Source organism: Halorubrum sp. CGM5_25_10-8B (assembly GCF_005435095.1).
Lineage (GTDB): Archaea > Halobacteriota > Halobacteria > Halobacteriales > Haloferacaceae > Halorubrum > Halorubrum ezzemoulense.
On the sequence record NZ_SGTY01000031.1, the window covers coordinates 1 to 22,355 of the forward strand.

At 70.5% G+C, this 22,355-nt stretch carries 17 protein-coding genes, 1 tRNA gene and 1 rRNA gene; 8 read left to right on the top strand and 11 right to left on the bottom strand.

Annotated elements, in window-relative coordinates; all coding sequences use genetic code 11:
- Positions 1 to 117 precede the first annotated feature (117 nt).
- Both EXE51_RS16865 and EXE51_RS16870 read left to right on the top strand, forming a co-directional pair.
- On the top strand, positions 118 to 1,635 hold the full coding sequence (locus EXE51_RS16865) for a DUF402 domain-containing protein (protein ID WP_137693134.1): 1,518 nt from the start codon (positions 118 to 120) through the stop codon (positions 1,633 to 1,635).
- A gap of 120 nt (positions 1,636 to 1,755) precedes the next feature.
- A complete protein-coding gene (locus tag EXE51_RS16870) occupies positions 1,756 to 5,655 on the top strand; it encodes a glycoside hydrolase family 97 catalytic domain-containing protein (RefSeq protein ID WP_394348093.1) in 3,900 nt (1,299 codons plus the stop codon).
- Positions 5,656 to 5,703: 48 nt separating this feature from the next.
- On the opposite strand, the gene EXE51_RS16875 is transcribed toward EXE51_RS16870, so the two are convergent.
- The 3 genes from EXE51_RS16875 to EXE51_RS16885 all read right to left on the bottom strand — a co-directional run bounded on the left by EXE51_RS16875 (position 5,704) and on the right by EXE51_RS16885 (position 7,209).
- A complete protein-coding gene (locus EXE51_RS16875; protein ID WP_049932866.1) occupies positions 5,704 to 6,039 on the bottom strand; it encodes a NifU family protein in 336 nt (111 codons plus the stop codon).
- 111 nt (positions 6,040 to 6,150) lie between these two features.
- Positions 6,151 to 6,489 (bottom strand): hypothetical protein, encoded by a 339-nt coding sequence (locus tag EXE51_RS16880; RefSeq protein ID WP_049932867.1) that lies wholly within the window; start codon positions 6,487 to 6,489, stop codon positions 6,151 to 6,153.
- Positions 6,490 to 6,594: 105 nt separating this feature from the next.
- Entirely contained in the window at positions 6,595 to 7,209 is a 615-nt protein-coding gene (locus tag EXE51_RS16885; protein WP_049932868.1) for a 2Fe-2S iron-sulfur cluster-binding protein, read from the bottom strand.
- A 145-nt stretch (positions 7,210 to 7,354) separates the two neighbouring features.
- Between EXE51_RS16885 and EXE51_RS16890 the strand changes: the two genes are divergently transcribed.
- On the top strand, positions 7,355 to 7,837 hold the full coding sequence (locus EXE51_RS16890) for an RNA-binding protein (protein WP_049932869.1): 483 nt from the start codon (positions 7,355 to 7,357) through the stop codon (positions 7,835 to 7,837).
- 88 nt (positions 7,838 to 7,925) lie between these two features.
- Positions 7,926 to 8,786, top strand: a complete 861-nt coding sequence (locus EXE51_RS16895; RefSeq protein WP_086216787.1) for an endonuclease/exonuclease/phosphatase family protein — start codon at positions 7,926 to 7,928, stop codon at positions 8,784 to 8,786.
- An 8-nt stretch (positions 8,787 to 8,794) separates the two neighbouring features.
- On the opposite strand, the gene EXE51_RS16900 is transcribed toward EXE51_RS16895, so the two are convergent.
- Complete coding sequence (locus EXE51_RS16900; protein ID WP_241898019.1) at positions 8,795 to 9,568, bottom strand: DUF1028 domain-containing protein; 774 nt, start codon at positions 9,566 to 9,568, stop codon at positions 8,795 to 8,797.
- Between the two features lie 454 nt (positions 9,569 to 10,022).
- Here EXE51_RS16900 and EXE51_RS16905 point away from each other — a divergent pair, with 454 nt between their 5' ends.
- From EXE51_RS16905 to EXE51_RS16920, 4 genes are read left to right on the top strand one after another with little or no spacing between them, the layout of a single operon-like run.
- Positions 10,023 to 12,098: a PrkA family serine protein kinase gene (locus EXE51_RS16905; protein ID WP_049932872.1), complete on the top strand. Its 2,076-nt coding sequence runs from the start codon at positions 10,023 to 10,025 to the stop codon at positions 12,096 to 12,098.
- A 1-nt stretch (position 12,099) separates the two neighbouring features.
- Entirely contained in the window at positions 12,100 to 14,502 is a 2,403-nt protein-coding gene (locus EXE51_RS16910) for a kinase anchor protein (RefSeq protein ID WP_137693135.1), read from the top strand.
- Positions 14,493 to 15,878, top strand: a complete 1,386-nt coding sequence (locus EXE51_RS16915) for a DUF444 family protein (protein WP_137693136.1) — start codon at positions 14,493 to 14,495, stop codon at positions 15,876 to 15,878. Before EXE51_RS16910 ends, EXE51_RS16915 begins: the two co-directional genes overlap by 10 nt.
- Positions 15,875 to 17,944, top strand: coding sequence for a SpoVR family protein (locus EXE51_RS16920; protein ID WP_137693137.1), 2,070 nt, complete (start codon positions 15,875 to 15,877; stop codon positions 17,942 to 17,944). The genes EXE51_RS16915 and EXE51_RS16920 overlap by 4 nt, the downstream gene beginning before the upstream one ends.
- Before the next feature lie 43 nt (positions 17,945 to 17,987).
- Here the strand turns inward: EXE51_RS16920 and EXE51_RS16925 are convergent, their stop codons facing one another.
- The 7 genes from EXE51_RS16925 to rrf form a co-directional block, all read right to left on the bottom strand.
- A complete protein-coding gene (locus EXE51_RS16925; RefSeq protein ID WP_089308716.1) occupies positions 17,988 to 18,698 on the bottom strand; it encodes an alpha/beta hydrolase in 711 nt (236 codons plus the stop codon).
- A 1-nt stretch (position 18,699) separates the two neighbouring features.
- Positions 18,700 to 19,314 (bottom strand): VOC family protein, encoded by a 615-nt coding sequence (locus EXE51_RS16930; RefSeq protein WP_049932877.1) that lies wholly within the window; start codon positions 19,312 to 19,314, stop codon positions 18,700 to 18,702.
- A 96-nt stretch (positions 19,315 to 19,410) separates the two neighbouring features.
- Positions 19,411 to 20,787: an HD domain-containing protein gene (locus EXE51_RS16935; protein ID WP_137693138.1), complete on the bottom strand. Its 1,377-nt coding sequence runs from the start codon at positions 20,785 to 20,787 to the stop codon at positions 19,411 to 19,413.
- Between the two features lie 16 nt (positions 20,788 to 20,803).
- A complete protein-coding gene (locus EXE51_RS16940; protein WP_137693139.1) occupies positions 20,804 to 21,010 on the bottom strand; it encodes a hypothetical protein in 207 nt (68 codons plus the stop codon).
- 85 nt (positions 21,011 to 21,095) lie between these two features.
- The gene (locus EXE51_RS16945; protein ID WP_094583144.1) at positions 21,096 to 21,938 is read right to left on the bottom strand and encodes a hypothetical protein; all 843 of its coding nucleotides are present in this window, start codon (positions 21,936 to 21,938) and stop codon (positions 21,096 to 21,098) included.
- A gap of 105 nt (positions 21,939 to 22,043) precedes the next feature.
- Positions 22,044 to 22,119: transfer RNA gene (locus tag EXE51_RS16950), tRNA-Cys, on the bottom strand.
- 134 nt (positions 22,120 to 22,253) lie between these two features.
- Positions 22,254 to 22,355 (bottom strand): 5S ribosomal RNA (gene rrf / locus EXE51_RS16955); the annotation flags it as partial.

A 22,355-nucleotide genomic window follows, 5' to 3' on the forward strand; every position in this document is an offset into this window, starting at 1 on the left:
GGGCGGGCGGGTCCTCCGCGAGGCCGACGACGGCGCCCCGGTCGTCGTCGAACTCTCGCTCGGCGACACGGTGAACGACCGCGTGCGGTTCGCGCGCGAGCGCGAGGAGCTGTGACGATGGCGCGAGCCCGCGTCCGCGGCATCTACGCGACGGCGCTCACCGCGCGCCTGCTCGACGCCGGCCACGAGGTGGTGGACGCCTCGCCGCCGATCCGCCGGCGGTTCGACGCCGAGTTCGGGACCGAGCCGCCGGCCGTCCGGATCGGGACGAGCGCGGACCGGCAGGGGGTCGGCGCGCACGGCGACGCCGGCGCGCTCGGCGCGGTCCGAGATCTCCTGACCGACGCGGGCCGCGACGCGCTCGCGTGGCCCGACCCGACGCCGCCGGGGACCGTCCTCGACGGCGAGGTGACGGAGACGCTCGGCGGCGGCGCGGTCGTCGACCTCCGAATCGGCGGCGGGCGAGTCGGCGGCGAGGGCGGCGACGTGACGGGCACGCCCGCCGCGGCCGTCGAGGGGTACCTCCCGTACGGGGCCGTCGACGCCCGGGTCGAGACGGGGGACGCGGTCCGGGTCCAGGTGCGCGAGTCGGCCGCGCCGTGGACGGACCGTCGCCCCGAACTCGCCGGGGAGTTGCGGGTCGGCGGCGACCTCGTCGCGCTCGAACCGGGGTCCGGGACGCGGGTCGACGCCCGGGACGACGAGGCCGCCCGAGAGCTGTCCGGGATGCTCGACCTGCTCGACCTCGAACCGCCGACGGGCTGGCGGGCGGTGTGGCAGCCCGCCGCCGTCGACGCCGACACGGAGGCGCTGACCGCGGGCCTCGACGCGGCCGTCGAGGCCGCCGAGGGGCTACGCGCGGCGACCGGAGCGGACGACGAGAGTGGAGTCGACGACGGGACCGGAGACGGGCTCGGCGTCGTCAGCGACCGGAGCCGGCTCCGCGACGCCCCGCTCGCCGCGCCGAACGCCGGCGTCTGGGTCTGGTTCGGCCGCGAGAGCCGGTCGGGACTCGACGACGCGCGGCGGACCGCGACCGCGACGATGCCCGGCCACCACCGCGTGAAGGCGGGGTCGGCGGACGCCTCGGCCGGCGTCGACCTCGCGGAGGCGCTCTGCGACCCCGCTCCCGACGCCGAGTTCCCGTTCGCGGTCGTGGCCGACGCGTTCGGCCCGCGCGAGGGCGACGCGCTCCGGATCGACCACGGGAAGCCCGACGGCCGGCTGATCACCCTCGGCGAGGGGACGGTGACGGGAGTCGACGCCGACGGGACCGTCACCGTCGAGCGCGAGATGACCGGCGGGGGGACCTACGACGGGCTCGGCGTCGACCGCGAGGCCGGCGACGTCGCCGAGACGAGCCTGAAGGAGGGGCGCTGGTGGTACCCGACGACGTACCGCGGCCGCGACGGGACGGTCCGCGGGACGTACGTCAACGTCTGTACGCCCGTCGAGGTGTTCCCCGACGCGGCCCGCTACGTGGACCTCCACGTCGACGTGATGAAACACCCCGACGGGACGGTCGAGCGCGTCGACGACGAGGAGCTGACCGAGTCGGTCGCGGCCGGCCACACCCCCGAGGCGCTGGCCGAAAAGGTGCGGAGCGTCGCGTCGGCGCTGGAGAACGCGCTGTAGAGGTGGATCGGCGGGCGGCGGTCCGGGCGCCGAGGCGCGCCGACTCGGTCGTTTCGAAATCCAATCACTTCGATTCGTTACAATAGCATTATTATTCATCGCATACACGCTGCGGACGGAATGCGTGAGAAACGATCACAGCAAACGTTTGACGGCGCGACGCGGCGGGGGTTCCTCGGGAGCGTGGGGGCGCTGGTCGCCGCCGCGGCCTACTCGCGAGACGTGTCGGCCGACGACGCCGCGCGAGTCGACAACGAGGCGGACGACCCGGTCCAGACGGTCGAGTCGCCCGACGGATCGATCGCGGTCACGGTCGACGTCACCGGCGGAGCCCCGACCTACGAGGTCGCTCGCGGCGGCGAAACGTACGTCGGACCGTCGACGGTCGGGTTCGACTTCCGGAATCAGCCGTCGTTCGGCGCGAGCGCCGACGGGGAGTCGGGCCCGGTGACGGTTACGGGCACCGAGCGCGAGTCGGCGACCGAGGAGTGGGAGCCGGTGTGGGGCGCGTACGAGGAGGTGTCCGCGGAGTACCGCGCCCTGAGCGTCGGGCTCGCCGACGCCGCCGGGGACGCGGACGGGTCGGGCGCCCCCGCGGCGGACGCGCGGACCGCGACCCTCCAAGTGCGCGCGTTCGACGACGGGGTCGGCCTCCGGGTCGTCCTCGGGGAGGGGTTCGCGAGCCACTCGGAGAAGGCGGTGATCGACTCGGAGAACACCGGCGTCGACTTCGCGGCCGACTACGACGCCTGGTGGATCCGCAACGAGGTAACCAACCCGCGGTTCGAGCAGGAGTACGCGGAGACGCCGCTGTCGGAGATACCGGCCGGGAGCCGCGAGACGCGGCCGACGGACACGCCGACCCGGACCGGCGCGCACACGCCGCTGACGGTGGACGCGGGCGACGCGTACCTCAGCGTCCACGAGGCGAACCTCGACGACTACGCGGCGGCGACGCTCGCGCCCCGCAGCGACGACGGGGGGACGGCCTTCGCGACCGAGCTCACGCCGCTGCCCGACGGGTCGAGGGCCTCGCTCGACCTCCCGGCGGCGACGCCGTGGCGGACGATACAGGTCGTCGACCGGCCGGGCGAGCTGATCGAGTCGCAGCTCGTCCCGCTGCTCGCCGACCCGCTCGACGAGTCGGCGCTGCCGACCGCGGGCGGCGAGCCGGACGCCGACTGGATCGAGCCCCGCAAGTACGTCGGCATCTGGTGGACGATGATCGCGGGGCAGGCGAACTGGGAGTACAAGTCGGACGACGAGATCGCCGGGAACGACGGAAATCCCGCCGCGTACGTCCACGGTGCGCGGACCGAGCGCATGAAGCGGTACATGCGCTTCGCGAGCGAGAACGGGATCGACAGCGTGCTCGTCGAGGGGTGGAACGAGGGGTGGGACACCTATCCCGGGGACGGCACCGGCTTCGGCTTCGGCGTCGACGACTCCTATCCGGACTTCGACGTGCCCGAGGTGACCGACTTCGGCGCGTCGCTGCCGGACCCCGTCGAGATGACGATCCACAACGAGACGGCCGGTAACATCCCGCAGTACGAGGCCGCGATCCTCGACGAGGACGTGTTCGCGGGGTACGAGGCCGAGGGGATCAACTCGATCAAGAACGGGTACGTCTCGGACCCGGGGCTCGGCATCGACGGCGACGGCGCCGAGCCGACCCACAACCAGCACAACCAGCTCGCGGTGAACCACCACCGGCTCGCGATCCGTGAGGCGGCCGCGAACCGTCAGCTGCTGGAGATCCACGAGGGGATCAAGCCGACCGGCGAGATCCGGACCTACCCGAACGTGGCGAACCGCGAGGTGGTGAAGGCCCAGGAGTACGACGGGTTCGGCCAGCTCGGATCGAACGTCGGCCGCGACCACCACGTCACGCTCCCGTTCACGCGGAACCTCGCCGGCCCGGTGAGCTTCCAGCCGGGTATCTTCGACGTGACCTTCGGCGACGACCGCGGCGACCAGGTCCAGACGACCCGCGCCAAGCAGCTCGCGATGTACCCGACGTACCTCAGCGGCCTCCAGATGGCCGCCGACCGGATCGAGGGGTACGTCGACGAGACGTTCGAGGTGGGCGAGGGGCTCCAAGCCGCGGCTGGCGAGCGCGACGGACTGGTGACCGACGACACGTGGCGGGACGCGTTCGGCACGAACCACGTCGCCGTCGACCCTAACCGCGCACCGAGCGGCTCGTCGGTGACGTACGTCGTGCGCGGCGTCGAGGAGCCGGGGACATACGACCTCCACCTCCGGTACGCGAGCGCGCCGGAGGAGAACGCGCAACGCGTGATCGACGCCGGCGGGCCGCGAGCGACGCTCCGCGTCGGCGACGCGAGCCGGACGATCGAACCCGACTTCACCGCCTACTGGGACGACTGGCGGGTGTTCACGACCGAGGTGGAACTCGACGCGGGCGACACCGAGATCGCGGTCGAGCTCGACTACGAGGACGGCGGAGACGGGTTCACCGGCGACGTGGGGGGATTCAACCTCAACGCGGTCGCCGTCACCGAATCGGGCGAGCCCTCCCCGATCCCGGCCGAGTACGAGGGGTACGTTCCGGAGAACGAGAACTTCGACGCGAAGCCGGAGTTCTCCTTCGTCGAGTCCGTTCCGGCCGCCGGCTGGGACGAGACGCGCGTCGTCGGCGCCGCGATCGGCGACTACCTCGCAATCGCCCGCCGGCACGGCGACGAGTGGTACGTCGGCGTCATGACCGACGGGGCGGGCCGCGCGGTCAACGTGCCGCTCGACTTCCTCGCACCCGGTAAGTCCGGGGACGCGCCGGGGCACGGCAACGGTGGCGGAAAGGGGAAAGAGAAGGGGAAGAATAACGGGAACGGCGGCGGCCGCGACGGCCCGAAGTACGTCGCGGAGATCTACTCGGACGCGATCGGAGGAGGCGTCGACGCCGACCCGACCGGGGTCCGGATCGACGAGGCGATCGTCACCCCGAGCACGACGCTGCTCGCGTCGCTCGCGCCGAGCGGCGGAACTGCTGTCAGGTTCCGTCCGGCGCGGGGCCGCGAGATCGGTCGACTCCCGGAGTACGAGCCGCCGGAACAGGACATCTCGATCGAGATCGCGGAGGAGGCCGACCTCGACGAGTCGTTCATCGCGGGGACGGGGTCGAACGACGCCGGGTTCGTGGGCGGCACGAACGTCGAGATCGTCGTCGACGGCGAGGTCGAGACGCTCGCCAACGTCCGGCTCCCGCCGAACGCGACGGACGAGACGGTCGAACTCGGCTACCGGATCACGGCGATCGGCACCTACGACGTCGCCGTTCGCGACCCGGAGACCGACGAGGAGCTCGCCACGGAGACGGTTACCGTCGCTCCCGGCGACGTCGTCGCCGAGCTGACCGACCCGAAACGCGACGACGACGGACCCGGCGAGTACGTCTACCCGACGGACGGTGCGTTCCGAGACAGCGCGTTCGATCTGCGCTCATTCCGCGTCTTAGAGACCGAGAAAGAGTACCGGTTCGCATTCGGGGTTGAGAACCTCTACGACGCGTTCGGCGGCGACTTCTCGCCGCACTACTTCCTCGTCTACTTGCGCGATCCCGACGCGAACGGCGGCCGCACGAGCGCGCTGGACGATCTCGGGCTCACCGCCGAGTTCGGCGCGCCGTGGCAGTACCGGATCGACGCCAGCGGCTTCGCGAGAGGGATCGCCGACGCCGACGGCGGAGACCTTGGCACGCCGGAGGTGTTCGTGAGCTTCGAGTCGAACACGGCCGTCGTCTCGGTGCCGAAGTCCGCGGTCGGCGGCGACATCTCTGGCTGGGAGGTGGCGCCGGTCGTCGGCTCGGAGGACCGCGGCAGCTTGCGCGCGGTCGCCGAAGAGGCCGGGACCTTCGTCTTCGGCGGCGCGCGCGAGGGCGCGGCCGGGAACGCGCCGCGGGTCGTCGACCTCGTGACGCCGGACGGCGTCTCGCAGGCCGACGCGCTCGACTACGGCCCCGATTCGCTCGCGTCGCTGCCGTTCACGTCGCTATAAGAGAGGCGGCGGTATCGAGAGGCCTCGCGGCGGGACGGCCCGCCGCGTTCAGAAGTGGTTCGCGGAGTCGGTCTCGTGGCGGAGCTCGCCGCCGCGACCGCCCTCGACCGTCGAGGCGCCCTGATCGCCGGAGGAGGCGGTCCGCACCGTCACGTTGTCGACCTCGTCGAAGTCCATGATGAGGTCGCGGCGGATGTTGTCGGCGGTGATGTTCGAGATACCGCAGCCGGAGCAGGTGCCGCCGAGCTCGACGACGACCTCGCCGGTCTCGGGGTTCGCCTCGCGCACGACGCTCGTGCCGCCGTGCATCTGGATGATCGGCATCTGTCCGACCATCCACCGCTCGACCCGGTCCGCGAGGCTCTCGTCGCTCTCGTCGCTCATTACCCCCAATACATCGCCGACGGTATGGAAAGTTGCGGTTTAGGAGCCGTCGGGCGCGTCGAAAGGAACTGTATCATCGTCGATGAGACGGAACGGCGGCAGCCGAGCGCGCTATCGCTCCCCGTCGTCGCCCGAGTCGGCCGCGTCGCCAGACTGGCTGGGGAGCCGCGTGGGGTCGGCCGGGTCGTCGCCGTTCAGCGAGTCGTCGCGTTCGAGCACGTACAGCAGCGGCCCGAGCGCGGTCAACACGAGGACTCCGGGTAGGGGCGCGTCGGGAACCGCGAGTAGCGTGACGAGGCTCGCACCGCCGGTGAGCACGACGAGCGCGGCCCACGCCGCCGGCGAGCCGAGGTCGACGCCGACGCGCGCGGCGTCGCGGTAGACGGCCGCGGCGATCAGCGCGACGACGACGCCTCCGCCGCCCCCGACGAGGGCCGTGGTGACGGACATACGGCTCGTTGGACCGAGACGCGAAAAAGGGTGTCGCGAGCGAGAAGGACTGGGAACGAGCGCGGAATCGAGAACGGGTGGGAGAGTCGAGACCAGGAAACGGGCCTACGGCGCCTCGCCGGTCTCGATGCTGAAGGAGTCGCGCGGGTACGCGACGCAGGTGAGCGTGTAGCCGTCGTCGATCTCGGCCTCTTCGAGCATCTGCTGGTTGTCGTGCTCGACGAAGTCCTCGGAGGGGCCGTCCGCGATCTGCCCGGCACAGGAGACGCACTGGCCCTGTCGGCAGGCGTACGGGAGGTCCCACCCCTCGTCTTCGCCCTGTTCGAGGATGGGCTCGTCGTTGGAGAGCTCGACCGTCTCGCCCTGCTTGACGAACTCGACCTCGTAGTACTCCACCTCGTCTTCGGGGATGTCACCGGGGCCGGAGCTGACGGTGCCGCCCTCTTCGAGCTCGCCCTCCCCGCCCTCGGCGCCGCCCGCCGGGATGGCGCCGCCGCCACCGCCGCCGCCGACCGCGCGGTTACCCGGTTCCGGGAACTCGGTCTCGGGGACCGACGACGCGCGGTGTTCGAGCACTTCGTCCGAGACGTCGGTCGTGGGTTCCCACCCCGTCCCCCGCACCGAGGTGACGAGGACGACGAGAAGCGTCGCGACCGCCGCGAGGACGATCGCGGGGGGATTCACGATCGCCACGAGCACGATCGCCAGTGGGTTGAGCATACGAATGGATATGGAGAGGTGGTTTAAGGCCGTTTTGATCGGTCCAACGAGTCGAGACCGTCGCCGCGGAGCGCCCGCCGCGGAGCGACCCCCGGACGAGGCGGGGAGCGGTCCATTTATCGGCCGAGCGGTCGACGGAACGCCCATGGAAGTGAAATCTCGGCACCACCTCCGGAGCGACGAGATCACGGCGATCCGCGAGGCGGTGGCCGACCACCTCGGGGTCGACATCGACGGCGAGGCGTTCGAGTTCGTGGAGTTCGTCGACGCCGGCTACGAGCTCGTCTTAGTCGACGGCGACCCCGCCGTCTTCTACGTCGACGACGACGAGCCCTTCCTCACGGTCCGGGGGGCGAACGACTTCGACCCGGAGACGGGCGTCGTGACGGTCGACGCAGGGGCGATCTCCTTCGTCTCCGACGGCGCCGACGTGATGCGCCCGGGGATCGTCGAGGCCGACGAGGCGATCCGCGCGGGCGACCTCGTCGTCATCGCCGAGGAGACCCACGGGAAGGTGCTGGCGGTGGGCCGCGCGATGGTCGACGGCGACGCGATGGTCGGCGACAGCGGCAAAGTCGTCGAGTCGATCCACCACGTCGGCGACGACCTGTACGAGTTCTCGGTGTGAGCGGTCGGGGAGCGGCGGCCTCGATTCGTTCCGCGACACGTCCCGCGCTCCGCGCATTTTAATCGCCTCGCCCGCGACCCCCGACGTAATGACCGCGATCCGGGTGCTGAGCTACAACGTCCGCTACGCTAACCGGGGCGACCACCACGACGCCTGGCACGACCGCCGAGACGCCGTCGCGCGCCTGGTCCGCTTTCACCGGCCCGACATCGCCGCGTTTCAGGAGCCGCTCCCCGGACAGCGCCGCGACCTCCGCGAGCGACTCCCGGAGTACGAGTTCGTCGGCCGGGGTCGCGCGACCGACGGCGAGGGCGAAGGGTGCCCGATCGGCGTCCGGGGCGACCGCTGGGAAGTCACTCGGAGCGGGACGTTCTGGCTCTCCGAGACCCCGGACTCGCCGTCGGTCGGGTGGGACGCGTCCCACCCGCGGATCGCGACGTGGGCCCGAGTGCGCGCCGTCGACGGCGACGCCGCGCTCCGCGTCGTCAACACGCACTTCGACCACGTGAGCGCGCGGGCGCGGCGCGAGTCCGCCCGCCTGCTGCGCGAGCGGCTCCCGGCGATCGCGACGGGCGACGAAGCCGACGCCGACGGGACGGCCCCGGTCGTCCTCGTCGGCGACCTCAACTGTACGCCCGGGTCGGAGCCGCACCGGATTCTCATCGGCGACGACGCCGGAACCGGGGGGACCGTCGACGGAGGAGCGGTCGACGGAGGGGCGACCGACGACGCGCCCGCGCTTCGCGACGCCGCCGTTGCCGCCGACCTCCGGCACGGCCCGGAGACGAGCCTCACCGACTTCGCCCGCCTCATCGACGGCCGCCGGATCGACCACGCGCTCGTCTCGCCGGAGCTTTCGGTCGAGGCGTTCGCGACCCTCGCGGACCGCGACGACCGCGGGCGGTACCCCTCCGACCACCTGCCGATCCTCGCGCGGCTGTCGATGTAGCGGGCCCTCTACTCGTCGTCTGTTTCCGTCTCGTCGTCCGTTGCCTCGTCGGGCCCCCTACCGTCGTCCGTTGCCTCGTCGGCTTCTCTCTCGTCGTCGGTCTCCTCGTCCGCGTACTTCTCCAAGACGGTCTCGTAGCCGCGCTTGGCCGTCTCGTACGTCTCGCGGAGGTCCGCCACCGGCGTCTCGCTCGCGTCGACCCGGAGGTCGTTGTAGTACGGGTCGTCGGTCTCCTCCTCCGTGTTACACACGAGCAGCGCGGCGGACTGGACTTCGAGGTCCTCGCGCTTGTCGCCCCCCGCGGCGTGGCCCGCGGCGAGGGCGTCGATCAGCCGCTCGGCGAGGGGCGCGTCGCCGTGGGCGTCGGACTCGTAGGCGGCCGCGGTGTCCTCGACCACGTCCTCGCCCGTCAGGAGGTTGCCCGCGACGGTGTAGTTCTCTCCCTCCCGGTGGCCGTACCAGCCGTTACACTCGTCGCCGGAGAACGCGAACGTCCCGTCGGCATCGACGCCGTGGAGCTGGCGCTGAGCGCTCCCCTCGTCGGCGTTCAACAGCGCCTCCAGCGCGTCGTCGACCGCGAGCCCGTCGCCGAGGTACTCGATCCCCTTCCGTCCCAGTTCGACGTTGACGAGCGACTGGGTCGCCACCGCGCCGTCGGCCGAGGCGAAGGGACACAGCGTGCCGACGCCCGGCAGGCGGGTGGTCACCGCCACGCCGAACCGGGTCTGGTCGTCGCCGTCCTCGTCGGTGTACCGCTCGCGAACGCAGATGCTGAACGTCACAGGCGTACTGGGACGGCGCCCCGCAAAAGGGTGGGTGCCGGGGTCGATGGTTCCGGTTCTCAGCGACGGGCGCGCGGACAGCGCGCGTCTCGAACGGGGCCCAACCGGCGCGCGCGAGGGATTCGAGAGAGCCGACGCTCGCCGCCGCCGTAGATCCCACGGGTCGCTGATAAAACCGGTCGAGGGACCGTCGGCGAACCGGTCGGATCCGGTGAGGGCGCAGGCGCCGGTCGCTGAGTGATGCGTGTCAACGGGCGACATACTTATCCGTGGCAATCCCTCTCACATATATAGCCTCGGATACGGGCGAGGCGACCACCGACACCGACGCGCGCCCCGACGACGCGCCGCTCGCGGCTCGACGAGCTGTTGATATGCGCACGAAGAGCGGCCGCTCCGGCCGTCGCGTCGGCCGTCGGCGACCCCGCCGCGCCCCCCGAGCGAACGTGATACGATGGCAGACCGACAAACGCTTGAACGGCTCAGCGAGGAGTACCGGACGGAGGTTCCCGACGACCTCAGAGCGGCGCGCTCGTTCGACTGGTACCTCGACGCGCTGTACGACGACCCCCGGATCGCGCGGAACGCGCACCAGCGCGTCGCGGACATGTTCGACCACTACGGGACGCACTACGACGAGGAGCGCGGCGTCGCCGAGTACGCGCTCGCCGCCGAGGACCCGCTCCACGACGGCGAGAACGTCTTCTACGGCCGCGAGGTCCACGAGGCGATCCACGAGTTCGTCAACAAGGTGAAGTCCGGGGCCCGCGGACTGGGTCCCGAAAAGCGGATCAAGCTCCTGTTGGGGCCGGTCGGCTCTGGGAAGTCGCACTTCGACTGGCTCGTGCGCCGCTACTTCGAGGCGTACACCCGGGAGGACGCGGGGCGGATGTACACCTTCCGGTGGGTCGATCTCTGTTCGGTGATCGACGACCAGGACCCGGACGACGACACGGTCCGCTCCCCGATGAGTCAGGACCCCCTCGTCCTCCTCCCGAAGCCGCAGCGGCAGGCGGTGATCGACGACCTGAACGAGCGGCTCGACGCGCCCTACACGCTTCGGAACGACCAACACCCGGACCCGGCCTCGGAGTTCTACCTGAACGAACTGCTCGCGCACTACGACGACGACCTCCAGCGCGTCCTCGACGAGCACGTCGAGGTCGTCCGGCTCGTCGCAGACGAGAACCGCCGGGAGTGTATCGAGACGTTCGAGCCGAAGGACAAGAAGAACCAGGACGAGACGGAGCTCACCGGCGACGTCAACTACGCCAAGCTCGCCGTCTACGGCGAGTCCGACCCGCGGGCGTTCGACTACGCCGGCGCGTTCTGTAACGCGAACCGCGGCCTGTTCTCCGGCGAGGAACTGCTCAAGCTCCAGCGGGAGTTCCTCTACGACTTCCTCCACGCCTCGCAGGAGTCGACGATCAAGCCGAAGAACAACCCGCGGATCGACATCGACCAAGTGATCGTCGGCCGGACGAACATGCCGGAGTACCGCGAGAAGACCGGCGACGAGAAGATGGAGGCGTTCAACGACCGCACCAAGCGGATCGACTACCCGTACGTGTTGGAGTACGAGAGCGAGGCGGAGATCTACCGGAAGATGCTCGCAAACGCCGACGTGCCCAACGTCCACGTCGAGCCGCACGCGCTGGAGATGGCCGGCCTCTTCGGCGTGCTCACCCGGTTGGAGGAGCCGACCGACGAGACGGTGAGCCTGTTGGAGAAGGCGAAGGCGTACAACGGCGAGCTCGAAGACGAGGAGATCGACCGGCGGAAGCTCCGGGAGGACGCCGCCGAGTCCGCCGACGTCGGCGAGGGGATGGACGGGATCTCCGCGCGGTTCGTCGGCGACGAGATCGCCGAGGCGATCATGGACGCGACCCACCGCGACCGCAGCCACCTCTCCCCGTTGTCCGTCTTCGATCACTTCGAGGCGAACCTCGGCGGCCACGGCTCGATCGCGGCCGACGACCTCGGCCGCTACGAGCGGCTCTTGGAGACCGTCCGCGAGGAGTACCGCGAGCGCGCGATCGAGGACGTGCGCCACGCGCTGGCGTACGACGTGGACGAGCTCCGGCGGCAGGGCGAGAAGTACATGGACCACGTGATGGCGTACATCGACGACGACACCGTCGACGACGAGCTGACCGGCCGCGAGACCGAGCCGGACGAGACGTTCCTGCGCGCGGTCGAGGAACAGCTCGACGTGCCCTCGGACCGCAAGGACGACTTCAGACAGGAGGTGTCGAACTGGATCTCGCGGCGCGCCCGCGAGGGACGCGGCTTCGACCCGCAGGAGAACGACCGCCTCCGGCGCGCCCTCGAACGGAAGCTGTGGGAGGACAAGAAGCACAACATCAACTTCTCGGCGCTGGTGTCCGCGACCGACCTCGACGACGAGGACCGGAGCGCCTGGGTTTCGGCCTTGGTCGACCGCGGGTATTCGGAGGACGGCGCCGCAGAGGTGTTAGAGTACGCGGGCGCGGCGGTCGCGCGCTCGGAGATAGCGGACGGCGGGGACTGAGATGAGCGAACGCACTCGAACGGACGGCGAGGGGTTCGTCGCCGCGGCCGACGACGCCCTTCGGGGGGCGTACGACCCGCCGATGAGCCTCGAGTCCTACGTCGACCGCGTGTTGGAGAACCCGACCGCGGCCGCCTCCGGGGCGGGGTACGTCCTCGCGGCCGTCGAGTCGTACGGCACTCGTGAGGTCCGCGAGCGGGGCGAGACGCTCGACCGGTACCGGTTCTTCGACGACCCGGCGAACGACGGCGAACACGCCGTGTTGGGCAACACCCGCGCGCTCAACGCGTTCGTCGACGACCTCCGCGCGGCCGCGACGGGGCGCGGGAACGACGAGACGATCGTCTGGATCGACGGCCCGACCGCGACGGGGAAGTCGGAGTTCAAGCGGTGCCTGATAAACGGGCTCCGCGCGTTCTCGAAGACGGACGCCGGGCGCCGGTACACCGTCGAGTGGAACGTCACCGGCGCGGGCGTCGGGAGCGGGGACGGGGCGGGCGCCGCGTCGCTCTCGTACGGCGACGGCGGCGACGCCGGGGAGTGGTACCGCAGCCCGGTCCAGACGCACCCGCTGTCGGTGTTCCCCGAGTCGGTCCGCGAGTCGGTCGCCGACGCGGCCGACGACGACGCGTATCCGATCGCCGCCGACGTGGGGCTCGACCCGTTCAGCCGCGAGGCGTACGACCACCTGGAGTCGACCTACCGCGAGCAGGGGCGCCGCGACCTCTTCTCGGCGATCACCGACCGCGACCACCTCCGCGTGACGAGCTACGTCGTCGACGTCGGGCGGGGGGTCGGCGTCCTCCACGCCGAGGACGACGGGACCCCCAAAGAGCGGCTCGTCGGCTCGTGGATGGGCGGCATGTTGCGCGAGCTCGACTCGCGCGGCCGGAAGAACCCGCAGGCGTTCAGCTACGACGGCGTCCTCTCGCAGGGGAACGGGGTCGCCACCGTCGTCGAGGACGCCAGCCAGCACGCCGACCTGCTCCGGCGGCTGCTCAACGTCCCCGACGAGCGGCGCGTGAAGCTCGACAAGGGGATCGGGATGGACTTAGACACCCAGCTGATCGTCATCTCGAATCCCGACCTCGACGCCGAGTTGGACCGGCACGCCGAGCGCGGCGACGCTGACCCGCTGAAGGCGCTGAAGCGCCGGCTCTCGAAACACGAGTTCCGATACCTCACGAACCGCCGCTTGGAGGCGCGGCTGCTCCGGCGGGAGGTCGCCGGGGCGACGGCGGTCGAGGACGGTAGCGTCGGCGCGAGCGGCGCGGCCGCCCCGGACGCCGGTGACGGCAGGGACCGCGACCCCGGAGCGGCGCCGCTGTCGGTCGCGGTGCGGGAGTCGGACGGGACGGTCGCCGAGCGCGAGATCGCGCCCCACGCGGTCGGGGCCGCGGCGCTGTACGCGGTCGTCACGCGGCTCGACGCGGACGACCTGCCCGGCGACCTCGACCTGATCGAGACCGCCGAGCTGTACGAGACCGGCGAGGTCCGCCGCGGGGACGACGCGGTCACCGTTGCCGACGTGGACCTCGCCGAGGGGGACGGCCGAAACGGGATCCCCGTGACGTACGCGCGCGACGCGGTCGCGGACCTGCTCTCGTCGACCGCCGACCGGAGCCACCCGGAGCTTCCCGTCGAGCGAGTGATCACGCCGACGGACGTGCTCGACGCGCTCGCCGACGGGCTCGTCGACGCCCCCGTCTTCTCGCGGGCCGAGGCGGCGGAGTTCGACGGGCGGCGCGAGCCGGTCGCGACGCAGATCCGCGAGCGGCAGCGGGAGGACGTGATCGACGCGATCCTCGCCGCGGAGACCGTCTCGGCGGAGACCGTCGCCGAGTACGTCGAACACGTGTACGCGTGGGACGACGACGACCCGACGGAGCGCGGACGCGCGGACGAGGCGCCGGACCCGCTCGCGATGAAGGTGTTCGAGACGGAGACGCTCGGGCGGTTCGACGAGAGCGACTACCGCGGGACCGACCCGGGCCGGGCCGTCGAGAGCTTCCGGCGCGAGCGCGTGATCCGGGGACTCACGCGGTACGCGTGGCGGAACCGCGGCGACGCGTTCAGCGTCGACGACGTGGAACTCGCCGAGGTGCCGGAGCTGAAGGCCGTTATCGACGCGAACGACCTCGCCGACGTGAAGCGGCGGTTCCCCGACCTCGATCCGGCGGCGTGGGCCGACCCGCCGGCCGACACCGAGACGGAACGGGTGAAGGCGGAGACGATCGACCGCCTGTGCGACCGCGGCTACACGCCGGCGTCCGCGGAACTGACGAGCCGGGCGGTGATGGAGCAGGTCCGCAAGGAGTGGCCCGATATCGACGGTGAGCGGGCCGGCGACGCGGGTCCGAGCGACGGTGCCGGTCCCGACGGAGGTGGTGACCCGTGGGACTGACCGAGGACCGCGAGCGGTTCCGCGAGGTCGGCGAGACGCGCCGGGCGGACCTCGCAGAGTTCATCAGCCACGGCGACCTCGGCGGGTCCGGCGCGGACCGGATCCGGATCCCGATCAAGCTCGTCGACCTCCCCGCGTTCGAGTACGACCAGCGCTCCGCCGGCGGCGTGGGACAGGGCGGCGACGGCCAGCCGCAGCCCGGCCAGCCGGTCGACCCCGAGCCCGGCGACGGCGACGAGGCGGGCGACCCCGGCGAGGAGGGCGGCGACCACGAGTACTACGAGATGGACCCGGAGGAGTTCGCCCGCGAGCTCGACGAGGCGCTCGGGCTCGACCTCGAACCGAAGGGGAAGCAAGTGATCGAGGAGGTGGAGGGCGACTTCACCGACACCGCCCGCGCCGGCCCGCGGGGGACCCTCGACGTCGACGAGTTCTTCAAGCGGGGGTTAAAACGCCACCTCGCCACCGACTTCGACGGGGCGTACGTCCGGGAGGGCTTGTTCGTCGACGGCGCCGACGTGGACGATGTCTTCGCGTGGGCGCGCGATGAGGGCGTCCCGGTCTCGCGGGCGTGGATCGCCGACGCCGCCGCGACCCTCGCGGACGAGCGGGGCGAACCGGTCGCCGCGCTTGACCGCTGGGAGAGCTTCGAGGCGCTCGACGACGGGGTGGACCACGAGCCCGTCACGCAGCGGATCCGGCGCGAGGGGCTCGACAGCGTTCCGTTCCGCAGCGAGGACGAGCGGTTCCGTCACCCGGAGGTGATAGAGAAGCGCGAGCGCAACGTCGTGGTGATCAACGTCCGCGACGCCTCCGGCTCGATGCGCGAGACGAAACGCGAGCTCGTCGAGCGCGTGTTCACGCCGATGGACTGGTACCTGACCGGGAAGTACGACGCCGCCGAGTTCCGGTACGTCGTCCACGACGCGGAGGCGTGGGAGGTCGACCGCGAGGAGTTCTTCGGGATCCAGTCGGGCGGCGGAACCCGGATTTCGAGCGCCTACGAGCTCGTCGAGGAACTGCTGGAGGAGTACCCGTACAGCGAGTGGAACCGGTACGTGTTCGCCGCGGGCGACTCCGAGAACGCCGGTAGCGACACCACGAACAACGTGATCCCGCTGATGGAGTCGATCGACGCCAACCTCCACGCGTACGTCGAGACCCAGCCCGGCGACGGCGCGGCGAACGCCCGCCACGCCGACGAGGTCGAGTCCGCGTTCGGCGACGCCGACGACGTGGCCGTCGCGCGCGTCTCGGAACCAGACGATATCACGGACGCCATCTACGAGATCCTCAGCACGGAGTCTGACGGCGGCGGGAGCGCTCCCGCCGGAACGACTGCGGCGCGGCGGACCGACAGAGGTGAACGCAGATGAGAGACGACCGGATCGAGGCGAAGCGCGAGGCCGACGCCCTCGACGAGCCGGCCGAGGAGGCCCGCGAGCTGGCCGAGCGGCTCGGGTTGGAGCCGTACCCGGTGCGGTACTGGGTGGTCGACCACGACCAGATGAACGAGCTGATCGCCTACGGCGGCTTCCAGCGCCGGTACCCGCACTGGCGGTGGGGGATGAACTACGAGCGGCAGCGCAAGAAGGACCGCCACGGGCTCGGGAAGGCGTTCGAGATCGTCAACAACGACGACCCGGCCCACGCGTTCCTCCAGGAGTCGAACGCGGCGGCCGACCAGAAGGCGGTGATCACCCACGTCGAGGCGCACGCGGACTTCTTCGCGAACAACGAGTGGTTCGGGCTGTACGCCGACCGCGGCGAGGGCGGCCCGAACGCCGCGGCGCGGTTGGAGCGCAACGCCGACCGGATCGCGGCGATCGCGAAGCGGGCCGACGTCGACCGCGACGAAGTCGAACGCCTGATCGACGCCGTGAGCGCGCTGGAGGACACGATCGACCAGCACAGCCCGGTCGACGCCGCGCGGTCCGTCGAGGAGCCGGGGATCGCGGACGACGTGAGTGGCGACGGCGACGACGCGCTCGACGCGATAGAGGCCCGGATCGACGACCTCGACCTCTCCGAGGAGGTGCGCCGGGACGTGTTCGACGACGAGTGGCTCGAAGCGCGCGGGGAGGGCGTCGAGCCGGAGGAGCCCCGCCCGGACGTGCTCGCGTTCCTGCGCGACCACGGGAAGCGGTACGACCCGGATAGCGGGAAGGCGGTCGACCGCGAGCCGTGGGAGACGACCGTCGTCGACGCGATCCGCGAGGAGGCGTACTACTTCGCCGGGCAGAAGCAGACGAAGGTGATGAACGAGGGGTGGGCGACGTACTGGGAGTCGCTGATGATGGGCGGCGAGGGGTTCGCCGGCGAGGACGAGTTCCTCACGTACGCCGACCACATGTCCCGAGTGCTCGGCTCGCCCGGCCTCAACCCGTATAAGCTCGGCTTCGAGCTGTGGACGCACGTGGAGCTGCGCGCCGCGCGCCGAGAGGTGATCGACAAGCTGCTCCGGGTCGACGGGGTGACGCCGGAGAACTTCCACTCGCGGATCGACCTCGACGAGGTCGCGACCCTGCTCGAACCCCACCCGGCGGTCGCGGGCGCCGGCCCGGCGACGCTGGACGAACTCGCCGACCTCGCCGCCGACGGCGATCCGCGCGTCGACGCCGAGGCGGTCGACCGGGCGCTGTCCGCTCGGCGCGAAGACGGCGACGGCGCGTCGGCCGACGGCGAGGAGATTGACGTGGAGCGGTACCCGTGGAAGCTCCTCACGCGCGAGGGGCTCGCGGAGCGCCACTACGTCCTCTCGCGGCCGGAACACCGGGGCGCGCTCCGGAACGTCTCTCGGGAGACGCTCGAAGAGCAGGCGCGGTACCTGTTCGACGTGAACCGGTACGCGACGGTCGCCGAGGCGATCGCCGACGTCGACCGCGCGGCCGGCTGGGAGCGGATGTTCGAGGTCCGCGAGAGCCACAACGACGTGACGTTCATCGACGCGTTCCTCACCGACGAGTTCGTGCGCGAGGGGAACTACTTCACCTACGAGTACAGCCGAGCCGCCGAGGAACACCGCGTCGCCAGCGTCGACGCCGACGACGTTCGGAAGAAGCTGCTCCTCCGATTCACCAACTTCGGGAAGCCGACGATCGTCGTGTTGGACGGGAACTTCCGCAACCGGGGGGAGCTACTCATCGGCCACCGGTACAACGGCGTCGCGCTCGACGAGGAGCGCGCCAAAGCGACGCTGAAGCGCGTGTTCGAGCTGTGGGGTCGCCCGGTGAACCTGGCGACGATCCGCGTCGAGTACGACGACGGGGCCGTCCGGCGCGCCAAGCGACGCGGCGAGGAGCCGGAGGGAACCGAGGTCGGCGTGCGCTTCCAGTACGACGGCGGCGAGGTGACGGAACACGACCTCGACGAGTCGATCCGGGAACGGATCACCGCGGACGAGGTCGACTACGACACGAAGCCGGACGACTGGCTGGCGTGATCAGGGCGGGCGGCCCCCTTGGCCGGCGCCGACGGGCCGACGCTCAGGCGAGGTCGCCGACCAGTTCCGCCACCGCCGCGACCTCCTCCTCGTTGATCCCGTGGCCCATGCCCTCGTAGATCCGTTCGTCCACGTCGGCCCCGAGCGCCTCCAACACCGCGGTCGTCTCGTGGACCCGCTCCTCGGGGATGTGCGGGTCGACGTCGCTACAGCCGACGAACGCAGGGGTGCTGGCGAGGGGGCCTGTCGCGTCGTCGCCCGCTCCGCTCCCGCGGTCGCCGGTCGCGAGGTAGTCGTCGACCTCGACCGCCTCGCCGATCAGCCCGCCGCTGAACACTGCGAGTCCGCCGTAGCGGCCGGGATCGCGGGCGACGAACTCGCTCGCGAGACAGGCGCCCTGCGAGAAGCCGGCGACGAGGACGCGGTCGCGATCGATCTCGGCGTCTGTCGCGCGGTCGACGGCCGCGTCGACCGCCCGAAGGCCCGAGGTCCGTCCCGGCTCGTTGTCCGCGACCGGCGCGAGGAACGAGTTCGGATACCAGGTGTTCCCGGCGGCCGCCGGCGCGAGGATCGCCACGTCGCGGTCGCCGGCGAGCCGTTCGCCCAAGTCGACGACGCTGCGGGCGGTCGCGCCGCGACCGTGGACGAGTACGAGCGCCGCGCCCGCGTCGTCGAGCGGCGTTCCGGCCGTGACCAGCGGCTCGTCGCCGTGCGGGTCGTCGCCCGCGTGCGGGCCCTGAGCGCCGTCCGCCATCTCAGACCCCCACGCCGGCGTCGGCGTCGGGCAGGTCGTGTTTGTTTACCGGCAGGCCGAGCTCCTCCAGCGCGCCCTCCATGTGGCGGTCCTGCGCGAAGTCGGCGCCGTCCTCCTCGCGGAGCCGCTGCGCGGTCGCGAGCACCTCGCCCTTGCGGTCGTCGGGTATCTCGTATTTGTCGGCGGACAGCTCGATGACGAGCCCGTTGTTGTCTTGGGTGTAAATCGAGTGGAAGATGCCGCGGTCGAAGACGTTGTACCCCTTCCCTGCCTCTTCGAGCGCCGCCATGATATCCTCGTACTCGTCGGGCTCGACGGTGAAACACAGGTGGTGGACGGCGCCCGTGTTGACGCGCTGGCCGCGCGCGGACGCCCGCTCGTCGCTCACGAACACCGTGAGGATCCGCCCGTCGCCGGTGTCGAAGAAGAGGTGCGTCTGCGAGGGGTCGTCGAGGTTCGGCTGTCGCAACACGAGCGGCATCCCGAGCAGGTCGCGGTAGAACGCGAGCGTGTCCTCCTCGTTGCTGCCCCAGACCGTGACGTGGTCGGTACCGCTGGTGTGGAACGGTGCGTCCGGGAGCTTCGACGTGACCGGAGCCGCGCTCTCGTCGCTCATACCGATCGGAAGGCGACCGAGTCGTATAAACCCGAAAGGGACGGGACCGTGACCGGCTGACACCGGTGTTATCGGTCAGAATTGTGTCCGATGCCGTCAGCCGCCGTACTCCGCGTGAAACCGATCGATGAGCCACCGAGTGGCGCGTTTTCGGTCCCCGTCGGGCACGTAGACGAACGGGATCGGGGTGTCGAAGGCGCGCTCGCCGTACAGCCCCCAGTCGCCGGCCGACCGCGTCGTCCCGCCGTACGCGATCGGAATGTCGGCCAGCTCGGAGGGCTCGTACTCGGGGACGTACGAGCGTTCGATCCACACGTCGTGAGGCGGGACGTCCAGTTCCGCCGCGAGTTCGCGTTCGAGGCGCTCGTCGCCCGAGACGAGCCACTCGCCGAACGCCTCGCGGTCGACCTCGATCCGGTCGGCGTAGGCGATCCGATGTTTCCAGCAGGTCGTCGGGAACTGCCGCGTCCGATACCGGTCGTACAGCGTCGCGAACGTGGTGTCCGGGCGGTCGCGCGCGAGCCGGCGCAGTCGCTCCGCGACGGTGTTGTCGTCGATCTCGCCGTCGAGGATCCCGTCTATCGTCACCGGCGGATCGCCGGTCAGCTCGGCCGCTCGCTCGGTCAGATCGCGGAGCAGCGCGTTCGCGTACACCGACTTGTGGTGCTGGGTCACCCACATGTACAGCGCGATCCGGCCCTCCAAGTAGTTCCCGAGCGTCGAGAGCGCCTTCTCGGAGAGCGCGAGCCCCTCGTCGGGGTGCGCCGTGTAGGCGTCGACCATGCGATCGGTGTCGAAGTTCAACACGTTCGCGCCCGTCATCCAGTTGTCTCGGGAGATGTAGTCGAGGCGGTCGACGTCGACCGGCGAGTGAAGCAGCTGGGCTCCGAGGCCGTGCTGCCACGGTCCGCCCCGCTCGTACACCAGACTGTACCCCAAGACGTACGCGCACACCTCCTCCGGGTCGACCGACAGGGATCGGAGCGCGTCGCCGAAGCGGTCGAGTATCAGGAGACAGCTCATGAGTTCGTGCGGACTCGCCCCGAGAAGTGGCGTGTCATCGAGCCCCGCCTCGCGAAGCGACGCGACGAAGCCCCGCTCCGCGAGCCGGTCTCGGAGTGCCGTCGCGTCGAGATGCCGCTCGCAGACGTGCGAGAACGGCGGATGGCCGACATCGTGGAGCAGACACGCACACTCCAGCGTCGACTGAATCTCGTCGAGCGTGTCCGAGGACGTGTTCCGGGTGAAATACGGCTCCTCACGGAGGTTTTCGAAGACGCGGCGGCCGAGGTGGTAGACGCCGAGGCTGTGTTCGAACCGCGTGTGGTTGGCGGCCGGATAGACGAGGTGGGTCGCCGAGAGCTGCTTGACGTACCGCAGCCGCTGAAACGCCGACGTGTCGATCACGCGATCGACGACCGCGTCGTCGAGTTCGATGTACCCGTGAACGGGGTCTTTGATCTGTGTCGTCATGTGTACAGCGACGCCGTCATCGCCTCCAGACCGCCGGTGCGACGCCGAGCGTCCGGGCGGCGAACGGGTAGGCGAAAGCGATAGCGAGCACGAGCACCAACGACGCGACGACACCGAGCCCGCCGGTGATCCGGTCGGCGACCGCCAGCGCAGCGAACATGGCGACGAACATCACCGCCCAGTGGGGGGCCAGCTGTCGCACCTTCTCTCCTGTCGAACTCATGCCCGCCGTAGCGGTGCCGTCCGGTAGTGGCTGTCGGTCGAAACGCAGCATCGAAGCGAAACGAACGCCCCGACTCGGCCGGCTGTCAGTACCGCGACGGGATGAACGCCAGCCCAGCGAGCATGATGGAGGACAGCACCGAGAGGACGAGCACGCGCGAGAGGCCGCTGTTGTACTGGTTGAACTGGTCTATCTCGGAGACCTGCGCCTCGTACGCCTCGATGTCCGACGACATCCGAAGCGTCGAGGCGTCGGGGAAGTGCGCAACGTAGTCCGTGCCGCCGATCGTTACCACCGAGTGCTGGGAGAACTCCACGGTCTCCGTCTCGGTCGTCTCCCACACGAGTACGGCACCGTCAGCGGTCACACCGTCGACCGTAACCGTCTGTCCGTCGTACTCGAGGGTCTCGCCCACCTCGTACGAGCGCTGCTCGGGCGCCGGGAAGTACTCGTCGACGGGCACCAGCGTCCGTTCGCCGGAGTCGTCCGTCACGGCGACGTACTCGCCGTCGTCGAGCGTGACCGTCTCGTTCTCGGCCGCGTCGTCGGCGCCGAGGATCGCCTGTCGGTCGAGCACCTCGACGAGCGTGAACTCGGTCGCGTTCTCCCCCGTGACCTCGACGCGCCACTCGCGGTCACCGACCGTAGCCGTCGAACCGTTCGCCCACGTCTCGGAGGTCTCCGCGGTGAACTCCCGCTCGAGCGTTCCGGTGATGACGGTCGTCGCCGCACCACCGTGCCCGCCTCCGCCCTCTTCCGTCTCGGAGATGTCGGCCACAACGTACGACTCACCACCGACTTCGACCGAGTCACCCTGCGAGGCGTCGACCTCCGGATTCTCGAGCGTGATCTCTGGACTATCGGCCGTCGCGGTCAGCGCGCCCGCCACGCCCGCGACGGCGAGGAACAGCGCGACAAACACGGCCACAGCGCGTCGTTGCATAGTTGACGCATGGGTCACCCGGTGTTTAACGGTTACTAAGCGGGTCAGTTCACGGGACCGACCTCGCGACGTACCGAGACCGAATCAAGAAGCCAAGGGCCGGATTTGAACCGGCGTTGGGCGGCTCTGCAGGCCGCTGCGTCTGACCAGACTCTGCCACCTTGGCGCTGTCCGAACGTACCGCTGTGGAGCGTTTAAGCCTAGCGGTCGCGCGTCAACGCCCTCGCTGCTCGCTATACATCAAAAAAGCCCACGGACATACGTCCGTGGGCTGGGTGGGAGTATTCTCCCGGATGAGTGGGCAGGCGGCGACCCGTGGTTCCCAGAGGATCGCTCACTCCAGTACTTCACGGTACGCTGGTGGGCTTAACTTCCGTGTTCGGAATGGGTACGGGTGTGTCC